Annotated in this window: 19 protein-coding genes and 1 riboswitch; of the genes, 2 read left to right on the top strand and 17 right to left on the bottom strand. The window is 41.3% G+C overall.

The features are described from left to right. Positions 1-21 precede the first annotated feature (21 nt). Positions 22-1,392, bottom strand: a complete 1,371-nt coding sequence (locus ACVC7R_RS04245) for an MATE family efflux transporter (RefSeq protein WP_447263683.1) — start codon at positions 1,390-1,392, stop codon at positions 22-24. Between the two features lie 108 nt (positions 1,393-1,500). Between ACVC7R_RS04245 and ACVC7R_RS04240 the strand changes: the two genes are divergently transcribed. Then, positions 1,501-2,055 carry a GNAT family N-acetyltransferase gene (locus ACVC7R_RS04240; RefSeq protein ID WP_447263682.1) on the top strand — a complete coding sequence of 185 codons (555 nt, stop codon included), beginning with the start codon at positions 1,501-1,503 and terminating at the stop codon, positions 2,053-2,055. A gap of 44 nt (positions 2,056-2,099) precedes the next feature. Here ACVC7R_RS04240 and recA read toward each other — a convergent pair whose 3' ends face one another. The 6 genes from recA to ACVC7R_RS04210 form a co-directional block, all read right to left on the bottom strand. Then, positions 2,100-3,248, bottom strand: a complete 1,149-nt coding sequence (gene recA / locus ACVC7R_RS04235; protein ID WP_447263681.1) for a recombinase RecA — start codon at positions 3,246-3,248, stop codon at positions 2,100-2,102. Positions 3,249-3,302: 54 nt separating this feature from the next. Further along, positions 3,303-4,559 (bottom strand): competence/damage-inducible protein A, encoded by a 1,257-nt coding sequence (locus ACVC7R_RS04230; RefSeq protein WP_447263680.1) that lies wholly within the window; start codon positions 4,557-4,559, stop codon positions 3,303-3,305. Positions 4,560-4,635: 76 nt separating this feature from the next. Next, positions 4,636-5,685: a glycopolymer--peptidoglycan transferase LytR gene (gene lytR, locus ACVC7R_RS04225; protein WP_447263679.1), complete on the bottom strand. Its 1,050-nt coding sequence runs from the start codon at positions 5,683-5,685 to the stop codon at positions 4,636-4,638. 4 nt (positions 5,686-5,689) lie between these two features. Beyond that, positions 5,690-6,211 (bottom strand): N-acetyltransferase family protein, encoded by a 522-nt coding sequence (locus ACVC7R_RS04220; RefSeq protein ID WP_447263678.1) that lies wholly within the window; start codon positions 6,209-6,211, stop codon positions 5,690-5,692. After that, positions 6,201-6,644: a tRNA (adenosine(37)-N6)-threonylcarbamoyltransferase complex ATPase subunit type 1 TsaE gene (gene tsaE / locus ACVC7R_RS04215; protein WP_447263677.1), complete on the bottom strand. Its 444-nt coding sequence runs from the start codon at positions 6,642-6,644 to the stop codon at positions 6,201-6,203. The genes ACVC7R_RS04220 and tsaE overlap by 11 nt, the downstream gene beginning before the upstream one ends. 89 nt (positions 6,645-6,733) lie before the next feature. Next, a complete protein-coding gene (locus tag ACVC7R_RS04210; RefSeq protein WP_006149223.1) occupies positions 6,734-8,155 on the bottom strand; it encodes an NCS2 family permease in 1,422 nt (473 codons plus the stop codon). Positions 8,156-8,351: 196 nt separating this feature from the next. Between ACVC7R_RS04210 and ACVC7R_RS04205 the strand changes: the two genes are divergently transcribed. Continuing rightward, positions 8,352-9,164, top strand: coding sequence for a Cof-type HAD-IIB family hydrolase (locus tag ACVC7R_RS04205; RefSeq protein WP_447263676.1), 813 nt, complete (start codon positions 8,352-8,354; stop codon positions 9,162-9,164). Positions 9,165-9,291: 127 nt separating this feature from the next. Here ACVC7R_RS04205 and ACVC7R_RS04200 read toward each other — a convergent pair whose 3' ends face one another. The 10 genes from ACVC7R_RS04200 to uvrA form a co-directional block, all read right to left on the bottom strand. Further along, the gene (locus ACVC7R_RS04200) at positions 9,292-9,717 is read right to left on the bottom strand and encodes an SP_0198 family lipoprotein (protein ID WP_447263675.1); all 426 of its coding nucleotides are present in this window, start codon (positions 9,715-9,717) and stop codon (positions 9,292-9,294) included. Between the two features lie 86 nt (positions 9,718-9,803). Next, positions 9,804-11,054, bottom strand: a complete 1,251-nt coding sequence (locus tag ACVC7R_RS04195) for a bifunctional folylpolyglutamate synthase/dihydrofolate synthase (protein WP_447263674.1) — start codon at positions 11,052-11,054, stop codon at positions 9,804-9,806. Between the two features lie 411 nt (positions 11,055-11,465). Next, on the bottom strand, positions 11,466-11,771 hold the full coding sequence (locus tag ACVC7R_RS04190) for a DUF1292 domain-containing protein (RefSeq protein WP_251937529.1): 306 nt from the start codon (positions 11,769-11,771) through the stop codon (positions 11,466-11,468). A gap of 15 nt (positions 11,772-11,786) precedes the next feature. Beyond that, positions 11,787-12,206 (bottom strand): Holliday junction resolvase RuvX, encoded by a 420-nt coding sequence (gene ruvX / locus ACVC7R_RS04185; protein WP_006152930.1) that lies wholly within the window; start codon positions 12,204-12,206, stop codon positions 11,787-11,789. Positions 12,207-12,209: 3 nt separating this feature from the next. Next, positions 12,210-12,476, bottom strand: coding sequence for an IreB family regulatory phosphoprotein (locus tag ACVC7R_RS04180; RefSeq protein WP_004250500.1), 267 nt, complete (start codon positions 12,474-12,476; stop codon positions 12,210-12,212). Between the two features lie 97 nt (positions 12,477-12,573). Next, on the bottom strand, positions 12,574-13,146 hold the full coding sequence (locus ACVC7R_RS04175; RefSeq protein ID WP_447263673.1) for an SP0191 family lipoprotein: 573 nt from the start codon (positions 13,144-13,146) through the stop codon (positions 12,574-12,576). 61 nt (positions 13,147-13,207) lie between these two features. Then, positions 13,208-13,606 carry a transcriptional regulator Spx gene (gene spx / locus ACVC7R_RS04170; RefSeq protein WP_251937533.1) on the bottom strand — a complete coding sequence of 133 codons (399 nt, stop codon included), beginning with the start codon at positions 13,604-13,606 and terminating at the stop codon, positions 13,208-13,210. Between the two features lie 135 nt (positions 13,607-13,741). After that, a complete protein-coding gene (mgtA, locus tag ACVC7R_RS04165) occupies positions 13,742-16,402 on the bottom strand; it encodes a magnesium-translocating P-type ATPase (protein WP_447263672.1) in 2,661 nt (886 codons plus the stop codon). A gap of 344 nt (positions 16,403-16,746) precedes the next feature. Continuing rightward, positions 16,747-16,900, bottom strand: a riboswitch (M-box (ykoK) riboswitch). Positions 16,901-16,953: 53 nt separating this feature from the next. Beyond that, positions 16,954-18,015, bottom strand: a complete 1,062-nt coding sequence (locus ACVC7R_RS04160; RefSeq protein ID WP_447263671.1) for a M24 family metallopeptidase — start codon at positions 18,013-18,015, stop codon at positions 16,954-16,956. After that, positions 18,008-20,839: an excinuclease ABC subunit UvrA gene (uvrA, locus tag ACVC7R_RS04155; protein ID WP_447263670.1), complete on the bottom strand. Its 2,832-nt coding sequence runs from the start codon at positions 20,837-20,839 to the stop codon at positions 18,008-18,010. Before uvrA ends, ACVC7R_RS04160 begins: the two co-directional genes overlap by 8 nt. Positions 20,840-20,850 lie beyond the last annotated feature (11 nt).

Genomic DNA, 20,850 nt, shown 5'->3' with positions numbered 1-20,850 from the left:
ATTTTTCTTTTGTAAATCAAACTAGGATTGCCCGTCGACAGCCAAGAGTTTCTTGCCTTCTTTTATCCAAGGGTTCTGAGAAAGTGAGATATAAAGCTGTGCAGTCATCACAAGCCAAAGTAGCGGTTCGCATAGGATAACGCCTGTATAACCCGCCCAAGGAATAATCCAAGCTACAAAAACAATTTTCCCGATAAACTCGATAAAACTCGATATGAGGGGCAAGAGTTTTTGACCGAGTCCCTGCAAGCTATTTCTATAAATCAACAAAAGACTCAAAAAGGGATAGAAAACAGAACTAATACGTAGATACAAGGATCCATTTTCAATCAAGTAACCATCTGTTGAACTCGCTAAGAAAGAAACCAGGCTAGGGCTTGCAAAAAATAGGAACACACAAGCAAAGGTTGCCCAAGACATGCTCAAGTAACTCCCTAAACGAAGACCCTGGACAATACGTTCGGGACGTTTTGCCCCAAAGTTTTGAGAGATAAAAGTCGTCATCGAAGCAGAAATAGCCGTCATTGGTAATAGGGCAAAAGCCATGATTCTACGTGCTGCCGTTTGGGCACTGATAATAACTGCTCCAAAGCCATTAACAGAGGATTGCAAGATGACACTTCCGACAGAGACGATTGAACCCATCAGCCCCATGGCTAACCCCTGCTCCAAGAGATCGACATAGAGAGCCTTGTTCCATTTGAAGTGCTTCAAGCCTGGAAGAAGCTCCGGAACACTCTTGCGGATATAGAAATAACAGAGAATAGCAGATAAACCTTGCGAGATGATGGTTGCAAGACCTGCAGACTGAACTCCCAACTGCAATTGCGTAATAAAATACAAATCTAAAATGACATTAACAATGGCTGAAAAGATAAGAAAAGCAAGCGCCGCAAGGCTATCACCAATCGAGCGTAGCAATCCTGCAAAGAGATTGTAAGCAAAGCTAACCCCCACACAGCTGACAATCATAGAGATGTATTCATAAGATTGGGGGAGAACCTCTGTAGGAGTTTCTAGGTACTGTAAGAGGGGGTAGAGCCCGAAGAAACCTATCAACATCACAAGACCACTCAGGATTGCACCTAAAATCCAAGTCGCTGCGACAGCTTCTTTAATCTTTGCAAAATTACGAGCACCGTAAAGACGAGCAATAACAACACCCATCCCATTTCCGACTCCGAGAGCAAAACCAATAATCAAATCAAAAATAGCTGTCGTAGCTCCGACTGCCGCCAAGGAATTTTGTCCTAAAAAACGCCCAACAATCAAAATATCAGCTGTATTGTAGAGTTGCTGAAAGATATTGGACAGTAAAATCGGTAATGCAAAACTAATCAGCGCAGGAAGGATCGGACCATGAATCAGGTCCACCGTTGATTTTTTATTCATAAGTGTATTATATCAGCTTTCAAGTAGAGGAACAAGAGAGTTTCGTTAAGAAAGCGTTGCCTAGATACAAACAATCTGGTATAATCGTGACAGAAAAGGAGGGTATGTATGAGCTTAACAAGCCAGTTAATTACAGATGTATTCCCAGACATTGACAAAGTTGAACAATTAAACAAGGAAGCCTTCCCTGAAGAGGAACGCGTCTCCTTAGACGAATTTTTACTGTATCAAGATAGGGATGACGCTCACTTTTTCGCCTTTTATAACGAAGAAGAATTTGTCGGCTTCGCTTTTGCCATTTCCAATCAAAAGGCTTTCTACATTAGCTTCTTTGCCATTATTCCCCATCTCCGTAGCCATGGATACGGGAGAGAAATCATTGAAAAACTCATTGATTTTTACCAGCGTACTATGATTCTTGAAGTGGAGCGATTGGACGAGGACTGCGATAACCTTGAACAACGAAAAGCTCGCATGGACTTTTACTTACAAAATGGCTTTAAAACTGCCAACGCCTTCTTGGAATACGAGGGAATGAGTTTTGAAATCCTCTACCGTGGCGATCACTTTGATGAAGAGGCCTATCGGAACATCTTTCAAAAATTGCAAGAAGAGAACTACTTCGACTTTCGTATCGAATACCGACGCTTTAGTGACCACTAGTCATCATGAAACAAAAAGTAGCAGTTTTACTGCTACTTTTCTTTTTATTCTTCAATTTCGATTTCGAGAACGTCGCCCAAATCAAGTGTTACTTCTTGGTTAGAATCTGCATCAGCTGCTGCACTTGCTTTAGAACCTTCTTCCTCTTCAATTAAACCATATTGAACACGAACTTGGTGGTCAATTTCATCAAAGATTTCTGGGTGATCTGCCAAGTATTTCTTCGCATTCTCAGAACCTTGTCCGATTTTTTCACCCTTGTATGAGTACCAAGCACCTGCTTTTTGGATAATATCCAAATCACTAGCAATCTTCAAGAGTTCACCAGTTCTAGAAATCCCTTCACCATACATGATTTCAACAAGAGCTTCTTTGAATGGTGGAGCCACCTTGTTTTTCACAACTTTAATCTTAGTTTCTTTACCGACGTTAGTATCTTTTTGGTCACCAGTTCCCTTGATTTGTGTACTTCCACGTACATCCAAACGGACTGAAGCATAGAATTTAAGGGCACGTCCACCAGGAGTTGTTTCTGGATTTCCGAACATAACCCCTACTTTTTCACGCAACTGGTTGATGAAGATAGCAATTGTCTTTGTCTTGTTGATAGAGGCACCAAGTTTACGCATAGCCTGACTCATCATACGAGCTTGAAGACCAACGTGACTATCTCCGATATCACCATCGATTTCCGCACGAGGTACAAGAGCTGCAACCGAGTCGATAACGACAAGGTCAACCGCACCTGAATCAATCAATTTTCCTGCAATTTCAAGACCTTGCTCACCTGAGTCTGGTTGTGACAAGAGTAGTTCGTCAATATTCACTCCAAGAGCTGCTGCATAGGCTGGATCAAGAGCATGTTCCGCATCGATAAAGGCTGCAATTCCACCTTCTTTTTGTGCTTGCGCTACAGCGTGAAGGGCAACTGTTGTCTTACCTGATGACTCTGGACCGTAGATTTCAATGATACGTCCCTTTGGATAACCACCTGAACCGAGTGCAATATCAAGTGCCAAAGAGCCTGAACTCATCACTTGCACTTTTTGTTCTGCACGCTCACCCAAGCGCATGATTGAACCCTTACCGAAGTCTTTTTCAATCAATTTAAGGGCATCGTTCAAAGCTTTTTCACGATCAGCTCCAAATTTTTTCCCGATTTCATCTAATTTTTTTGTTGGTTTTTTCGCCATTTTGTTCTCCTATATTTTTATAATTCTCAGAACCTTCTTCTATTATATCAAAAGTCAGTCACTTAATAAAGCTTTGCGAACTAAGTTAAAAGCATGCATGACTGCAATTTTACGAACATCTGCTCGGCTTCTTCCAGCTATATTGATCTGAACAACTTCTGTACCTGATACCTGAGCCAGACCGATAAAAACTGTACCTGCAGGATGCCCTTCTAGACTATCCGGACCAGCCACACCTGTCAAGCTAACTCCAAAGTCCGACTGGGTTTTCAATCGTGCTTGCTCTGCCATTTTTTCCGCTGTAAATGCTGACACGACTCCATGTTCTTCCAACTCTGCTTGTGGAATGTCTAACATCTTAGCCTTTTCTTCCAAGCTATAAGTGACAAAGCCACCTTTAAAGATAGCTGACACTCCCGAAAAGTCTGCAAGAGTTGATTGGAAAAGCCCCGCTGTCAAGCTTTCTGCAGCTGTGATGGTTTTATTCTGATTTTTCAACTCCTCAACAACTACGCTGGCTAGGCTTGCCTCCTCGCCATATCCATAGCAGATATCCTTTAAAGCAATCCCTTCAAAAGTCTGTCGTGCAAGAATTTGGACCTCAAGACGATCCAAAGCTTTTCTAGCCTGGTCCTCACTGCGAGCCTTTGTAGACAAGCGCAGAGTCACTTCTCCCGTTTTTGCATAAGGTGCTAAGGTTGGGTCTATCTGCTCTTCAATCAAATCTGATAAAATCGTCACAAGCTGACTCTCTCCAATACCAAAGAAACGCAACACACGTGAGTACAATTTAGCTCCAGTTGTCAATCTTGGCAGCAGTTCATTTAAAACCATGGGTTTCAATTCACTCGGCGGACCTGGTAAGACGACATAAGTCACGCTAGCCACCTCAATCATGCCGCCGACTGCTAGCCCTGTTTCATTCGGTAGTGGGGTTGAACCCTGAACAATCTGTGCTTGACGTTCATTATTTGGAGTTCGAACATAGTCCGGTCTATGAGCAAAAAAGTCATCTAGTTTAGCCTGCGCTTGAGCGTCAAAAGTTAAATCACGCCCTAGAAAATGGGCCAAGGTTTGTTTGGTCAAATCATCCTCTGTCGGCCCCAATCCTCCTGTTAGGATAACCAGATTGCTACGATTCTTAGCAATCTCCAACAAGGATAAGAGACGAGCCTCATTATCTCCTACAGCCGTTTGGAAGTAGACATCAACACCGATTTCAGCCAACTTTTCAGATAAAAACTGTGCATTGGTATTGACAATTTGACCTGTTAGAATCTCTGTTCCAACAGCTATGATTTCCGCTTTCATTTTTTCCTCCTACCTATCTATTCGGATTTCTTTGAAAAAATCGCAGGAAAATTCCTACGATTTTAGTATGCATTTCTTATTGTTCTTGTTGGCCTTGTTGTTCCTGATCTGCGACAGAACCAGTTGTTTGTGGTAAACGCCCATAAATATTTTCATACAAGACGACATTTGTCTCCAATTCGGTCACTTCTGGCTTATCCAATGAACGGCGCAAGAGATTTTGCATCTCTAACATATGCTCAGATGTCACGATTTGGTAAGATGTCCCATCAATCATTGCATCCTCTCCACGCAATTGCTGAGACTCAATATTCTTAAAGGAATCCTGATAGCCCATCAACTGAGGAATCGTTGTTGTCGTAATCTCGATATTTGTCTGCATGTTATCGCTAAGAGCCTTCAAAATTTCTTGATAGTGGCTGACACTATTCAAACTAAGAATTTTTTCAACAATCTTTTGGATGACTTCGCGCTGACGTTTCTGACGACCGTAGTCTCCCTCTGGATCCTGATAGCGCATGCGTGAATATACTAGCGCCTCGTCACCATTTAGGGTTTGTTCCCCAACCCCGATAGAAATCGTGTTAAATGGTTCCTGGTCTTGGATAGAGATTGGGAAACCTAGAGTGTTGTTGACTGTAATACCACCAACGGCATCCACCATTCTTTGAAGACCGTGCATATTGACCATAATATAGCGATCGATATGGATATTCATCATTTTTTGAATGGTCGAAATGGCAAGTTCTGCCCCACCATCAGCATAAGCAGCATTGAGTTTTGCCTCTCTCACACTACCGTCTGGTTGTTGGATTTGAGTCAGAATATCACGTTCCAAACTCATCATAACTACTTTCTTGGTTTTAGGATTCACAGTTACCAAGATCATCGAGTCACTGTTACCTGCCCATGGGTCTGTACGCTCAACGTTCCCCGTGTCCACACCCATCAATAGGATTGTCAATGGTTCAGTTGCCTCGATAACCTTAGTTTCTTCTCCAATTTTTTTATAGGTTTTGGCTAAAGTCTGTGTACCTTGTTGGTAAATAGTATAGGCATATGCTCCCACACCAAGCACTGTCACAAGAACAAAGCCTAAAAACATTCCGATAATTTTTTTTGCCATATATTTATTCGTCTATCAGTCGACCCATCAGGTAAACATCAAGAAACTCTCCTCCTTCTATACAAGCACCACGTTCCTGCTGGCCTTCAATGATGAAGCCCATCTTTTTATATAGATGAACAGCTGCCAGATTTCGTTTTTGGACTGTCAATTGTAAACGTCGAATGCTTCCACTCGATTGGGCCCATTCAATAGCTTCTTCCATCAGGATACTACCGAGACCATTTCCCCAATAGGCTTTCTTAATTCCCAAGAAAATGTCGCCAATATGCCGAACTCGCGGACGTTGATCAGCCGTTATATTGATAACTCCTGCCAATTCTTCATTCAAAAAAGCTAGTAAAGTAATCTGATTATCCGACTGGGCCTGCTTATGAATAAACCGCTGCATTTCGGATTCACTCATTGCAATTCCATTTTCATCCAGACTGGTAAAACTAGATTCGTGACCAATCTGATCCAAAAGTGCAATAAGATCTAAAGCATCTTGGGCTTCTGCTTCACGAATTAAAAGCTCATACTCCATCCGTCAGCCTCTTTAACAGTTCTGTCGCTCGTTGGCCATGAGCATGAAAGACAATTTCGCGCCCCTCATCATTTTTTAAAATTTCTAATTCGAGATAGTCTGATGGGAGAGCCTCGCCTAATAGGTGCCCCCACTCAATAACCGTTACACCTGAACCGAAAAGAAATTCGTCAAGGTCAATTGAATCTGCATCTCCTTCGATGCGATAAACATCCAAGTGATAAAAGGGTAGGCGTCCTTCATATTCACGAACAATGGTATAAGTAGGACTTTTGATCATTTGATGAATCCCCAGTCCTTTAGCTAAACCTTTTGTTAATGTGGTTTTGCCAGCACCTAATTCACCAGTTAAAATCAATACATCATTTTTTTCAAGCAGACTACCCAACTCTTGTCCAAGAGCGATTAGTTCATCTTCATTTTTTGTGTACATGTAAACATTATACCAAAAAGTTTTCTTTTGCGACATTTCTAGTAATAAAAAAGGAGGAGTTTCCTCCTTCTTTTTTAAAGTTTTTGTCTTTAGTTTAGAGCCATGCTGATGTAGTTCAAGATGAACAGAGCATCTAAAATCCAAATCATGACATGCACTTCCTTAACTTGACCTTTTACAATCTTCGCCAAAGTATAAGTTAAGAAACCAACGGCAATTCCTTGTGTGATAGAGTAACTGAATCCCATAAAGATAGATGTGAAGAAGGCTGGAATAGCTTCTGACATATCATCCCAAGGAATGTTTTTCAAGTTAGAGAGCATCATAATTCCGACGATAATCAAAATTGGTGCTGTCGCAGCTGAAGGCACAATGGCAAGAAGTGGGCTAAAGAAGCTTGATAGAGCAAAACAGATAGCAACAACTAAGGCTGTCAATCCAGTACGTCCACCAGCACCGATCCCTGCTGCTGACTCAATATAAGTTGTAACGTTTGAAGTACCTGCAATGGCACCAACTGATGTCGCCACCAAGTCAGAATATAAAGCCTTATCCAATTTAGCTGATTCATTGTTCTCACCACTTGATGCGATGATCCCAACTTTTTCACCTGTACCGATAAGAGTACCAATTGTATCAAAAATATCCGTCAATGAGAAAGCAAGAATGGCCATCAAGGTTTCAGGTAAACGAGAAGTATTTGAAATCAGAGAACCCAAACCTTCTGAACCAAGGGCTGCACCAAATAAAGTTCCTAAGTCGTTAACCGCTGCTGAAAGATTGTTGCTAGCAAAATCGATTCCTGACAAATTAACCAGACCAACCGCAATCGCAAGGACTGTCGTTGTTAAGATAGAAAGGATGATCCCACCTTTAATACCTTTGACAACAAAGAAGATTGTAATGGCAAGACCTGCAATAGCTACCAATACTGCTGGAGTATTGAAATCTACCAATCCTGGAACAGCTGCTGCATTTGCAGTAATCGCTGCTTGAGCCTTATCTGCTCCTTCACCTGCTACTGTATAAGTCCCTGGGTCAATCGAGAATTTCAAGAGACCAGCATTCTTAATACCAACATAGGCGAGGAAAACACCAATACCAGCTGAAATTGCTGAACGAAGTGTTGTTGGAATGGATTCAATAATCATTTTACGAACATTGGTTAATGTGATAATCAAAGAAATGATACCACAAATGAAGACCATCCCTAGAGCTTCTTTCCAAGTATAGCCCATTCCAAATACAACCGTAAATGTAAAGAAGGCATTCAGTCCCATACCTGGTGCTTGGGCGTATGGCAAGTTAGCATAGAAAGCCATCATCAAGGTTCCCACAACAGAACCGATAATTGTCGCCAAGAATACACCTTGAACTGGCATTCCTGTTTGCGAAAGCATTTGAGGGTTTACAAAGAGAATGTAACTCATTGCAAAGAAAGTTGTTAAACCAGCAAGAACCTCTGTACGGACGTCTGTCCCGTGCTCTTTTAGTTTAAATAATTTGTCCATGTTTAATCTCCTTTGTCATTTTACGAACAATACTACTATTATATCATCAATCATTCATCTTTTCAAGATGTTTTTCCTGTTTTTAAAAATTCTTATTGGATATGATTCTTCTTATTTTTGCTTATAGTCAGCTTTTCTTTCAGCTTTTTGATATAATAGGAAACATCTTATCTGAAACTAAATTCGGGAGGATTTTATGACTAAAAAAATGATTGCCGTGGACTTAGACGGTACCTTACTTAATGGAGAAAGCAAACTCTCTGATTTTACAAAAGAAACCATTAAAAAAATTTCTAAGAAAGGCCACCATGTGGTTATCGCAACCGGTCGTCCATATCGTATGGCCAAAGATTTTTATGACCAACTTGAGCTTGAGACCCCTATGATCAATTTCAATGGTTCCCTCACTCACCTACCTGGTAGGGCTTGGAAACATGAAAAATGCCTTACTGTGGACAAAAAATATCTCTTGGATATCGTAAAACGAAAAGAGGATATCGAGGCAGACTTTATTGCAGGTGAATACCGTAAAAAGTTTTACATTACATCCCCAGACAAGGAAATTGCAGATCCTAAATTGTTTGGTGTTGAAAACTTTGGCCCTGAAAATCAATTCAAGTCTAACTTAGTGACTAAGGGGCCTAACTGTATTTTATTACAAACTAGGGCAGACGATAAATATGCACTAGCAGAAGAGATGACTAGCTTTTACAAGCATCAGCTTAATATCAATACTTGGGGTGGCCCTTTGAACATTCTCGAATGTACTACCAAAGGAGTTCACAAGGCCTTTGCTCTTGAATACCTTCTCAATGTCATGAATATTGATAGACAGAACTTGATTGCCTTTGGTGATGAACACAATGACCAAGAAATGCTATCCTTTGCAGGTACAGGATATGCCATGAAGAATGCTAATCCCGCTCTCCTTTCTTTCGCTGATGAACAGTTGCCACTAACCAACGAAGAAGATGGAGTTGCTCGCTTTTTACAAGAACGATTCCTTTAATTCCATCCACTCCATACTGTTTGGTAGAAAATAGCTACCTTAACAGTATGGAGTTTTTTTATACCAAAAACCAATAAAAAAGGATTTGAATCTATTTTAACAAGATTCAAATCCTTACAAAAGTTGTCTATTTTTTGAGAACGATACGATCAGAGACTTCACGATCCATGTCATCGATAATAATCTGGTTCTCTTCTGCCACATAAATCTTGATATCGTCTCCAATAAAGACTCTCTGACTTTCTGGTTCGAAGGTTACCTTTTTAATTTCCTGATCGCCATCAGGCTCTACTTCCGTCCATGTTCCAGTATTACCAGTAACAACGAGAGTAATGCTATCTCCCTCATCTTGCCCTTTATAGGTCCCATCAATATTCGTTACTGAACTAGCCGTCGAACTAGAAACAGTCGTTTCTGCTTGCTGACTAGTTGTTACTTCCGTACTGGTGCTCGCTTGAGTTGAAGGAGTTGCTTGCTCTTTTGGCGAACATGCAACTAAGAGACCAAGACTTGCCAAAGAAGCAAGAGAAAGTGTGAATTTTTTTAGCGACATCATGTCTCCTTTCTTTTAGTGGTTTAAAATCAGAACAACCCTGCCGAGCCACCACACCTCTACTATAACAATTAAAGATAGGAGAGTCAATCAAATGACTTTAGATTCATCAGATAGGCACGAACCTCAGATATAAAATAGAGAGAGCCTGTCACAAACAGCAAGTCTTTCTCTTGTGCAGAAGCTTCAAAATTATCTATAAAATCTCGATAGGAAGCAATGTTTCTATAACCTCCCAAGTCTTGCTCCTCCAAGGAACCTTGGTAATCAAAACTCGTAACATAGAGAGTTGCGTCAGGCAAATGCTCAGTTAAGTAAGCTAACATGCCACCATAATCTTTTCTCTTCAGGGCACCAAAAAGAATTTGAGCTTTATAACCCTGCTGAATTTTTTCTTGAATAAATTCAACTAAACGCTCTAGAGCTGGTAAGTTGTGAGCACCATCCAAATAGGTGTGAGCAGTGATCGCTTCGAGACGTCCAGCCCATCTAGTCTGCTTCAAAGCTTTTTGAACCACTTTTTCATCAACCTTTTCGCCTCTCTGATTCATAAACAATAGAAAAGCCTGCAAGGCAAGAGCTGCATTTTCCTCCTGATAGGCTCCTTCCAATCCCAGTTTTAGTTGGTTCAAGTCCGCTAGAGAGGAAGAAAAATGTCCATTTTGGAAAAAAAAATCTTGGTCAGCTTGGTAGAGAGTCACATCCAAATCTTCTGCAACCTTTTGACAAACAGTCTGTGCTTCCGTAGCTAGATTTGCAATGACAGCTGACTTGCCGGACTTAAAAATCCCTGCTTTCTGTTCAGCAATTTCTGCCAAGCTATTACCTAAAGTCTCCTGATGATCGAGGCCGATTGATGTGATGACTGCGATCTCTCCAGTCACCACATTAGTGGTATCAAGAAGTCCACCAATCCCTACTTCAAGCAAGACCAAATCTACTCCTTGCTCTTTAAAATAGAGTAGTGCAATTAAGGTCAGCAACTCAAAAAAAGATAGCTGATCGTGAGTTTCTAGAAGTCTTTGCTCCATTGCTTTGACTTGATCTGCTAAACGAATAAAATCTGCATCCAATATGGGCTCACCATTGATACAGATGCGATCATGAATGCTGACAATATGGGGCGAAGTAAAGGTCCCAACCTTCTTGCCATGATTAACAAAAAGTTCTCTCATAAAGGCAATGGTTGACCCCTTGCCATTAGTACCTGTTACATGGATAATCGGATAGCTTTGCTCAGGGTTCCCCAGTAAATCTACTGCTTTCTGCATACGCCCCAAGCCTGATCTAAAATTCAAACCAATCCGACTATGGAGCCATTTTTCTACTTCAAACATGCTTATCTCCTTAATAAAAAAGGCGGTGGGACAGAAATCGATTGACCAAGTCTCGATTTCGTAGTCCCAGCCCCGCGAGGCTTCAACAATTCATTTGATTGTTGAAGGTTGCGGATAGAAAAAATGAAATTTTTCACCAAAAATCTTTTTGTAGTCTAAAAGATGAACAAAAAGTCCAATCAGCTACCGCGTCAAAATTTGGTGGCTAATAAAAAGCGAGGCCGGGATTTTTATCCCAACCTCTTACCTATTTTGCTAGATACTAGCTAAATTATATTTTAGTGGAGGCTAAAAATGTCCCCCGAATGTTCCTGCTTTTTCTTATTTCTAGAAGCAGGGCTAAAAACATCCCTCGAACTGACTTGCGGTCTTCATTTCTATCGCAAGGGTAAAAACGTCCACTGGACGTTTTTACTCCTCCATAAAGCTGTTGAAGACTTCTTCAATCATGTTCCATTCGTCGTCAGAGTCTTCAGGGATTGGTTGCAATTCACCTTCTGTCCCGTCTTCGTTTTCAGTGTATGAGTAAGCTTGGATTTCCACTTGTCCATCTTCGTCTTCCTCAGCATTAACTGGTACTAAAAGAACATAGTTTTTACCAAATTCTTCTTTTCCGTCAATAGTCAAAAGGATTTCAAATAAAGTTTCATTTCCTTGCTCATCTACAAGTGTAATAAGTTCACGTTCTTCGTGATCGTGGTTGTGATCGTGTGACATAGTTTCTCCTCTGTCTTAAAATTTTCTATCTAAATAATTTTGCAAAATCAACTGAGCTGCTAATTTATCAATAACTTTTTTACGCTTGTTGCGACTAATGTCTGCCTGCTCAATCAACATGCGCTCTGCAGCAACTGTGGTCAGGCGTTCATCCTGATACTCTACTGGCAAACCAAAGAGTTCTTCCAGTTTTGCTCCATAGGCTTGACTAGCTTCCACCCGCGGTCCACTGGTATTGTTCATATTTTTAGGTAAACCAACAACAAAGCGCTCCACCTTATAGGTATCAACCAATTCCTTGAGTCGTTCAAAGCCGAACTCTCCTTGATCTTCATTGATTTGGATGATTTCGAGCCCTTGTGCTGTAAACCCTAACGGATCGCTAATCGCTACTCCTACTGTTTTGGAACCAACGTCCAATCCCATAATTCTCATTGGTTATAGATCGACTCCTTGTCCCTTAAGGTAGTAGCGGACCAATTCTTCAACAATCTCATCGCGTTCGTATTTACGGATTTGATTTCTTGCGTTATTGTAACGAGGAACGTAAGCTGGGTCTCCACTGAGAACATAGCCTACAATTTGATTAATAGGGTTATACCCCTTCTCGTTCAAGGAAGCATAGACTTCAGTCAATGTTTCACTAATTTCTTTTTTATTGGAATCGTCCAATTTAAAACGTACGGTTTCTTCAGTAAATCCCATTCTAACACCCTCTTTCCTTAGAATAGTACTATTATAGCACATTCACAGCCGTTCTACAAATGACACAGTCTGATTTCGCTGATTTTCTGTGACTTCCCTACTGGACAGTCGCGCCACTTGCAACTCGACTTTCAATATATTCTTCTGGTTCGTTTTTTAGTAGATTTTCTAATCCGACATTTTTTAAATATTCGCTTTCGCTTGCCTTTTTAACATCTAGAACCTGAAAATCATAACTTGTTTTTGTTTCAATCTCAGTCTCACTTAAAAGATTGGTTTCAAGACTAAATCCAGGAATTTTTCGTGCTTCTTGGACTGATTCATCCTTGTCTTCCCCTTCTTTCAAGGCCTTCTTTGCTTCCTCTAACCCATGTTCTGCAATAAAGTTTTTGAGGTCTTCTGAAACTTGTCTTTTTTGCTGAATGGTTAATGTCAAAAACTGTTTACCTTTATAAGTGATGGTTTGGGTTTGTTGAACTCCGTTTTCATCAAGGGGTAGAACAAGTGTTTTCGTCACAACTGTATTGTTATTCGCATTCTCTAAAATCGGCAAAGTTGACTGTAGAGCTTCCGTTGTCGTATCTTTAGAAGGTTCCGCAGATTCTTTTTTTTGTCCACAACCAGCCAGTAAAAATAGGAGCGCCAATGAACCTATAATGATCTTCTTCATTTTCATATTTCCCTTATTTATCTATCAAATAAGGCCGGGAGTCACTCCCGGCCTTCATGTTTTATAGTGCAGCACGTAAACGTGCTTCAGCGTTTTCTACATTACGGACAGAGCGTGGCAAGAAGGCACGAATGTCATCTTCTTTATAGCCAACCTGCAAACGTTTCTCGTCAACAAGAATTGGACTTTTTAGGATACGTGGTGTCTCCATGATTAAGTCAAGCACTTCATTGACACTCAAATCTTCGATATCAACTCCAAGAGCTTTAGCGTAGCGATTCTTTGATGATACAATACTCGCAATTCCATTGTCTGTTTTTGTTAGAATATCTAATAATTCTTCTCTAGAAATCCCCTCTTTACCGAGGTTTTGTTCTTTATAACTTAACTGGTGGGCATTGAGCCAGGTCTTAGCTTTTTTACAGCTAGTACAACTTGAGACTGTATAAATTTTGATCATGTACCTACCCCTTTCGCTACATGTTACTATCAGTTTATTCTATTATACCATAAAAAACATCCGACTTGCGACCTATTTTTAAAAATATTTAACTTTTTCCTCAGTTTTCTATCTTTTTTCTTGACAAAAACCGAACTATAACCATTCTTTATACTTCTTAATGTAAAAACTCTTAATAAGGGTGACACTAAACATATACAAGAAAATAATACAGATTAAGAACAAGAAGTAAGGCAGTCCCAATGGAGCTAAACGAAGGATATGTACTAGTGGTCCATAAGGTAGACTGGTTACAAAAAGGGCGGCAACTAAAGTCATCAAAATAACGAGCCAAGCTGGTCTACTCTGTACAAACGGAACTTTTGCTGTACGAAGCATATGGATTACCATTGTTTGAGACCACATAGATTCGATGAACCACCCTGTTTGGAAAAAGATAATAAACTGAAGGGCAGATTCAGATCCGTGAACATAATGGTGCCCTGTAATCATAGGAACAATGATAAAGTAGAGGAAGATAAAGGTCAAAATATCAAAGACAGATGAGATTGGGCCCATCCAAACCATAAATCGGGTAATGGATTTTGCTTCCCATGTATGGGGTTGTTTGAGGAAGTCTTGATCCACATTATCAAACGGCAAAGCCACACAGGATAAATCGTAAACTAAGTTTAGGACAATTAGATGAACAGGAGACATTGGTAGGAATGGCAAGAAGATACTTGCAACCAGAAGGGAGAAGATATTCCCAAAGTTTGAACTAACTGTCATCTTAATGTACTTGGTCATGTTAGCGTAGACCTTACGTCCTTCCACGATACCCGTTTCAAGAACCATGAGATCCTTATCTAGCAAAATAACATCCGCTGTTTCTTTGGCAATATCGACTGCAGTATCAACAGAAATACCTACATCTGCCACCTTCATAGATGGAGCATCGTTAATACCATCCCCCATATAACCAACACCATGACCATTTCTCTTTAACTGTAGAATGATACGAGCTTTTTGATCAGGAGACAATTTAGCAAATACTGTCACTCTTTCAACCGCTTCAGCCAATTCTTGATCTGTCATTTTGTCGACATCAGAGCCCAAGAGCATATGATCAACGTCCAAACCAACCTTTTCACAGATGGCTTGAGTTACTTTTTCGTTATCCCCAGTTAAAATTTTTGTTCTGACACCATGTTCAAGCAAAGCCTGAATAGCTGGTGCTGCAGATGGTTTTGGTGGATCCAAGAAGGCAAGGTAACCGGTCAAAATCATATCCTTTTCATCTTTGACTGTATAGCTATAGCCTTCTTGGATATCCGTCTTATAACCAATCCCTAAGACACGTAATCCTTGTTTATTTAATTGTCCGACTTCTGCTAAGATTTCTGCGCGAATGGCATCCGTCAAAGGAGTGACTTCACCCTGATACTCTACACGAGACGAAATCGTGAGCATTTCTTCTAAGGCTCCCTTGGTCACCATACTAACGGTACCTTCATCATCTTTTACAATGACGCTCATCCGTCTACGTTCAAAGTCAAAAGGAAGTTCGTCGATTTTTTGGAAACTGGTATCTAGATTTTGTAGAATAGGATACTCTTTGGCTTCTTTTTCAGTTCTACTGATAATGGCACGGTCCATCAAGTTTTTCAAACCTGTTTGGAAATATGAATTTAGATAAGCTCTTCTTAAGACAGCCATATCCAAATCTCCATGAATATCCAAAGGATATTCCAACACAATTTCGTCCTGAGTTAAAGTCCCTGTTTTATCTGTACATAGAATATCAATGGCACCTAGGTCCTGGATGGCGTTGAGTTTTTTAATAACCACCTTTTCCTTGGCCATGATGATAGAACCTTTTGCCAAGCTAGCTGTAATAATCATGGGAAGCATTTCTGGTGTAAGTCCGACACCAACGCTCAAGGCAAACACTCCAGCCTCTAGCCAGTCTCCATCGGTCAAACCGTTTGCGAGAAACACGATTGGAACCATGATAAGCATCAAGCGAATCAAGAGCCAAGAAATACTGTTCATTTCACGCTCAAAAGAAGTGGGTTCATCATAGGTGTTGAGAGTCTGCTCAATGGCTCCCATCATGGTGTCATCACCAACCGCTAGAACCATAGCTGTCGCACTTCCTGAGATAACATTTGTCCCCATGAATGCCAAAGATTCTGCTTCTAAAAGACTCTCTACATTTTGATGGGGCGCTTTATTTAAAGCAAGCTTCTCAACCGCATCACTTTCTCCAGTCAAGCCTGATTGTTGCACGAAAAAGTCGCGGGATTCAAATAAGATAACATCTGCTGGAATCATGTCTCCCGCACTCAATTTCACGAGATCTCCCACAACCAACTCATCGATTGGCAACTCTTGTTCAAGACCATCGCGAATAACAGTTGCAGTGTTGACAATCATTTTTGAAAGATTGGTTGTCGCCTTGTCGCTCCGCAACTCTTGGATAAAACGGATGCCTCCTGAAATCAAAACCAAGACAACGATAATAATAGAGGTCGTAGGATCCTCTTGACCAGGTTTGGCAAGCCAGACGTTTGTAACGAGAGAAATGAAGGCAATTACAAGCAAAATAATTGTAAAAGGATTGATGATTGATTCGTAAATCTTTTTAAAGATTGAATCCTCTTGACCCTTGGTGATGGTGTTTTCACCATAAAGGGCACGGTTTTCTTCGACTTGTTCTTGGTCTAAGCCTTTTAGACTTGTATGGTAAAAAGCTAGACTATCTTTTAATGGAGTTTGAATAGCTACTGCTAGTCTTTCTTTTGTAGTTTTCATTGGTTTCTCCTATCTGTATGAATGGTGATTTCATACTCAATGAAAATCAAAGAGCAAACTAGGAAACTAGCCACAGGTTGCTCAAAATACCGTTTTGAGGTTGTGGATAGAACTGACGAAGTCAGTAACACATATACGGCAAGGCGACGTTGACGTGGTTTGAATTTGATTTTCGAAGAGTATCATACACAGAGACCAATCACTTTATAGGGACAGAACGACACAAATCAGCGATTGGGTGTGTATGTGCGGTTCTGGATGATCGTCAATTTGCATCGTTTGTCTCCTTTCTTTGTTTTAAAACAGCAGAAAATCCTGCCATAAAATGGCAGGACTAAAAAACTTATGATCTGTTTTCGTTCAAGCTTTAACTCCATAGGGCGATGTAATGAGCTTAGTCTTGACCTTCGCGACCAGGACTGTTGACCAACGAGTAGTGTCTCCACTGCTTTGCGGTAGTCATCCGTATCCCTATGGTAGCCTCACCTACCGTTTTCGCCTTTCAGTATAAACCTTTAACTAGTAAAAGTCAACGATTTATCTCATTTTTCTTAGATTACAATCAATTCTTTTGGAGCAAGGGTTAATAATTCGCAACCTGTCTCTGTGATCAAGATATCATCTTCGATACGAACTCCATATTTACCTTCGATATAAATACCTGGTTCATCAGTCAAGACCATACCCGATTTAATAACTTCTGTAGAAGTTTGGCTAAAGTATGGTTCTTCGTGGATATCAAGTCCGATACCGTGTCCAATACCGTGTGTAAAGTATTGTCCATAGCCTGCTTCCACAATGATATCACGAGGGATTTTGTCAAAGTCACGGAAACCTAGACCAGCCTTAGCCTGGTCAATCAATGCTTGATTAGCCTTCAAAACTGTATTGTAGATTTCTGCTTGTTCGTCACTGACATGACCTAGATAGATGGTCCGTGTCATATCACTCACATAATGATCGTACAGACATCCGAAGTCCATGGTAATGGCTTCGCCTAGTTCTACTGGCTTGTGCATGGGGTGAGCATGGGGTTTAGAAGAGTTGATCCCACTTGCTAGGATGGTATCAAAAGACAATCCTGCCGCTCCCAACTCACGCATACGGAAATCAAGGAAGTTGGCAATTTCAATTTCAGTCTTCCCTGGCTTGATAAAGTCAAGGGCGTCGTGGAAAGCTTGGTCAGAAATGGAACAAGCCTTACGAATAGTCGCAATCTCTGTCTCATCCTTAATCATACGAAGCGCTTCAACAAACTGAGTTTGTGGAACTAGTTCCAAACCTTCAAAAGCGGTTTGCATGCGGTGATAATAAAAAACCGAGATTTCATCTTCAAACCCGATACGAGAAAGGCCCATTTCTTTTGCAATTTTTGCAATAACAGCCAACTCATCACGTTCTGCAAAAATCTCAAAACCAGTTACTTCTTGCTTGGCAGCAATGATATAGCGAGCATCTGTCACCAAGACCTGACGGTCACGACTGATAAAGACTGTTCCATTTGAACCCCAAAATCCTGTCAAATAGTAGACATTTTTAAGGTTGTTGATAATGATTCCATCTAGTTCTTTTTCTTGCATTTTATCGAGAAATGCTTGCACACGTTTATTCATGATGTAACTTTCCTTTCAAATACTGTCCTGTATAGCTTGCTTCATTGGCAGCTACTTCTTCTGGAGTTCCTGTTGCAATGATGGTACCACCACCAACACCGCCTTCTGGACCTAAATCGATGATATGGTCTGCTGTTTTGATGACATCTAGATTGTGCTCAATCACGAGAACTGTATTGCCATCATCGACAAAGCGAGACAAAACGGTGAGTAATCGAGCGATGTCCTCGGTATGAAGACCCGTTGTTGGTTCATCTAAAATGTAGAAGGACTTACCTGTCGAGCGTTTATGGAGTTCACTGGCCAACTTCATCCGTTGAGCTTCTCCACCAGAAAGTGTCGTAGCTGGTTGCCCCAAGGTCACATAACCTAGACCTACATCCTTGATCGTTTGGAGTTTGCGTTGAATTTTTGGAATGTGTTTGAAAAATTCTACCGCATCATTGACGGTCATATCCAATACTTGCGAGATATTCTTTTCCTTGTAATGAACTTCTAGCGTTTCACTGTTGTAGCGGGTGCCATGACAGACTTCACAAGCCACGTAAACATCTGGCAAGAAGTGCATTTCAATCTTGATAATCCCATCGCCTGAGCAGGCTTCACAACGACCGCCCTTAACATTGAAACTGAAACGACCCTTTTTGTAGCCACGGATCTTGGCTTCATTTGTCTGAGCGAAGAGGTCCCGAATGTCATCAAAGACACCAGTATAGGTTGCAGGATTGGACCTTGGCGTTCGTCCAATAGGACTCTGGTCAATGTCAATCAGACGATCGATATGCTCGATTCCCGTAATCGTCTTAAACTTCCCAGGCTTATCTGAATTGCGGTTAAGCTTTTGAGCAATGGCTTTTTTGAGAATGCTATTAATGAGAGTCGACTTTCCTGAACCGGATACACCAGTCACAGCGATAAATTTCCCCAGAGGGAAGCGAGCTGTAACATTTTGTAGGTTGTTTTCACGCGCCCCAGTAACCTCGATAAAGCGACCATTCCCAACGCGACGTTCCGATGGCACTGGAATCGCACGTTTTCCTGCCAAATACTGTCCTGTGATGGATTTACTGTTGCGAGCTACCTGCTTAGGCGTTCCTGCCGCAACAATCTCTCCACCAAAGACCCCCGCACCAGGTCCGACGTCTATCAAATAATCCGCCTCACGCATGGTATCTTCGTCATGTTCTACTACAATAAGAGTATTCCCCAAATCACGCATCTTTTTCAGACTGGCAATTAGGCGATCATTGTCCCTCTGGTGAAGACCGATTGACGGCTCATCAAGGATATAGAGAACTCCTGAGAGGTTGGAACCAATCTGGGTCGCCAAGCGAATACGTTGGCTCTCCCCACCTGATAATGTTCCTGCAGAACGAGAAAGGGTTAGATAGTTAAGCCCGACATTATTGAGGAAGGTCAAGCGATCCTTGATTTCTTTAAGAATAGGACGAGCGATGATAGCTTCATTTTCAGATAGGCTTAGTTGATCAATAACCTCCAAATGGTCTGCGATGGAAAGGTCAGAAATTTCTCCGATATGAGGGCCTTTCTCTCCTCCTACACGAACCGATAAGGCCTGATCGTTGAGGCGATAACCGTGACAAGTGCCACAAGTTAGCTCATTCATATAAAGACGCATCTGAGTGCGGGTGTAGTCGCTATTGGTTTCATGGTACCGTCGCTTAATATTCCCTATAACACCTTCAAAGGGAATATCGATATCACGAACTCCACCGAATTCATTTTCATAGTGGAAATGGAATTCTTTACCATCTGAACCATAGAAAATGAGATGTTTCTCCTCCTCAGACAAGTCCTCAAAAGGAGTATCCATATCCACTCCAAAGGCTGTCATGGCTTGTTCTAGCATATTTGGATAATAGTTAGAAGAGATAGGGTTCCAAGGTGCTAAGGCTCCCTCACGAAGGGTCTTGCTAGCATCTGGTACGACTAAGTCCGTATCAACCTCTAGCTTGATTCCCAAACCATCACACTCGCTACAAGAACCAAATGGTGCATTGAAAGAGAAGAGACGGGGTTCTAGTTCCGGAACTGTAAAGCCGCAAACTGGACAAGCATAGTGTTCTGAAAAGAGTAACTCCGAATCATCCATAGTATCGATAACCACATAACCTTCTGCTATACGAAGGGCTGCTTCGATGGAATCAAAGAGACGACTACGGATACCTTCCTTGATGATAATACGGTCTACCACCACATCGATATTATGTTGCTTATTTTTTTCAAGTTCAGGAACTTCGGTCACATCATAGACAACCCCATCGACACGGACACGAACATAACCATCCTTTTGAATCTTTTCAATCAGCGTCTTATGTTGCCCTTTTTTCTTACGAATAACAGGAGCCAAAATCTGCAGACGCTGGCGCTCTGGCAATTCCAAGACCTTGTCTACAATCTGTTCGACAGACGAAGCCTTGATAGCCCCATGTCCATTGATACAGTATGGTGTCCCTACACGTGCATAGAGGAGACGTAGGTAGTCGTTGATTTCCGTCGTTGTCCCAACCGTTGAGCGAGGGTTTTTACTAGTCGTTTTCTGGTCAATGGAAATGGCAGGGCTGAGACCATCGATAGAATCCACATCTGGTTTTTCCATATTGCCCAAAAACTGACGAGCATAGGCTGACAAACTCTCTACGTAGCGGCGTTGCCCTTCTGCATACAGGGTATCAAAAGCAAGACTGGACTTGCCAGAACCCGATAGCCCCGTCACCACAACTAGCTTGTCACGTGGAATTTCCACATCAATATTCTTTAAATTATGGGCGCGTGCCCCATGGATGACAATCTTATCTTGCATGTTACTTCTTT

Source organism: Streptococcus sp. Z554, assembly GCF_053010305.1.
This window is presented reverse-complemented; position numbering and strand designations above follow the sequence as displayed.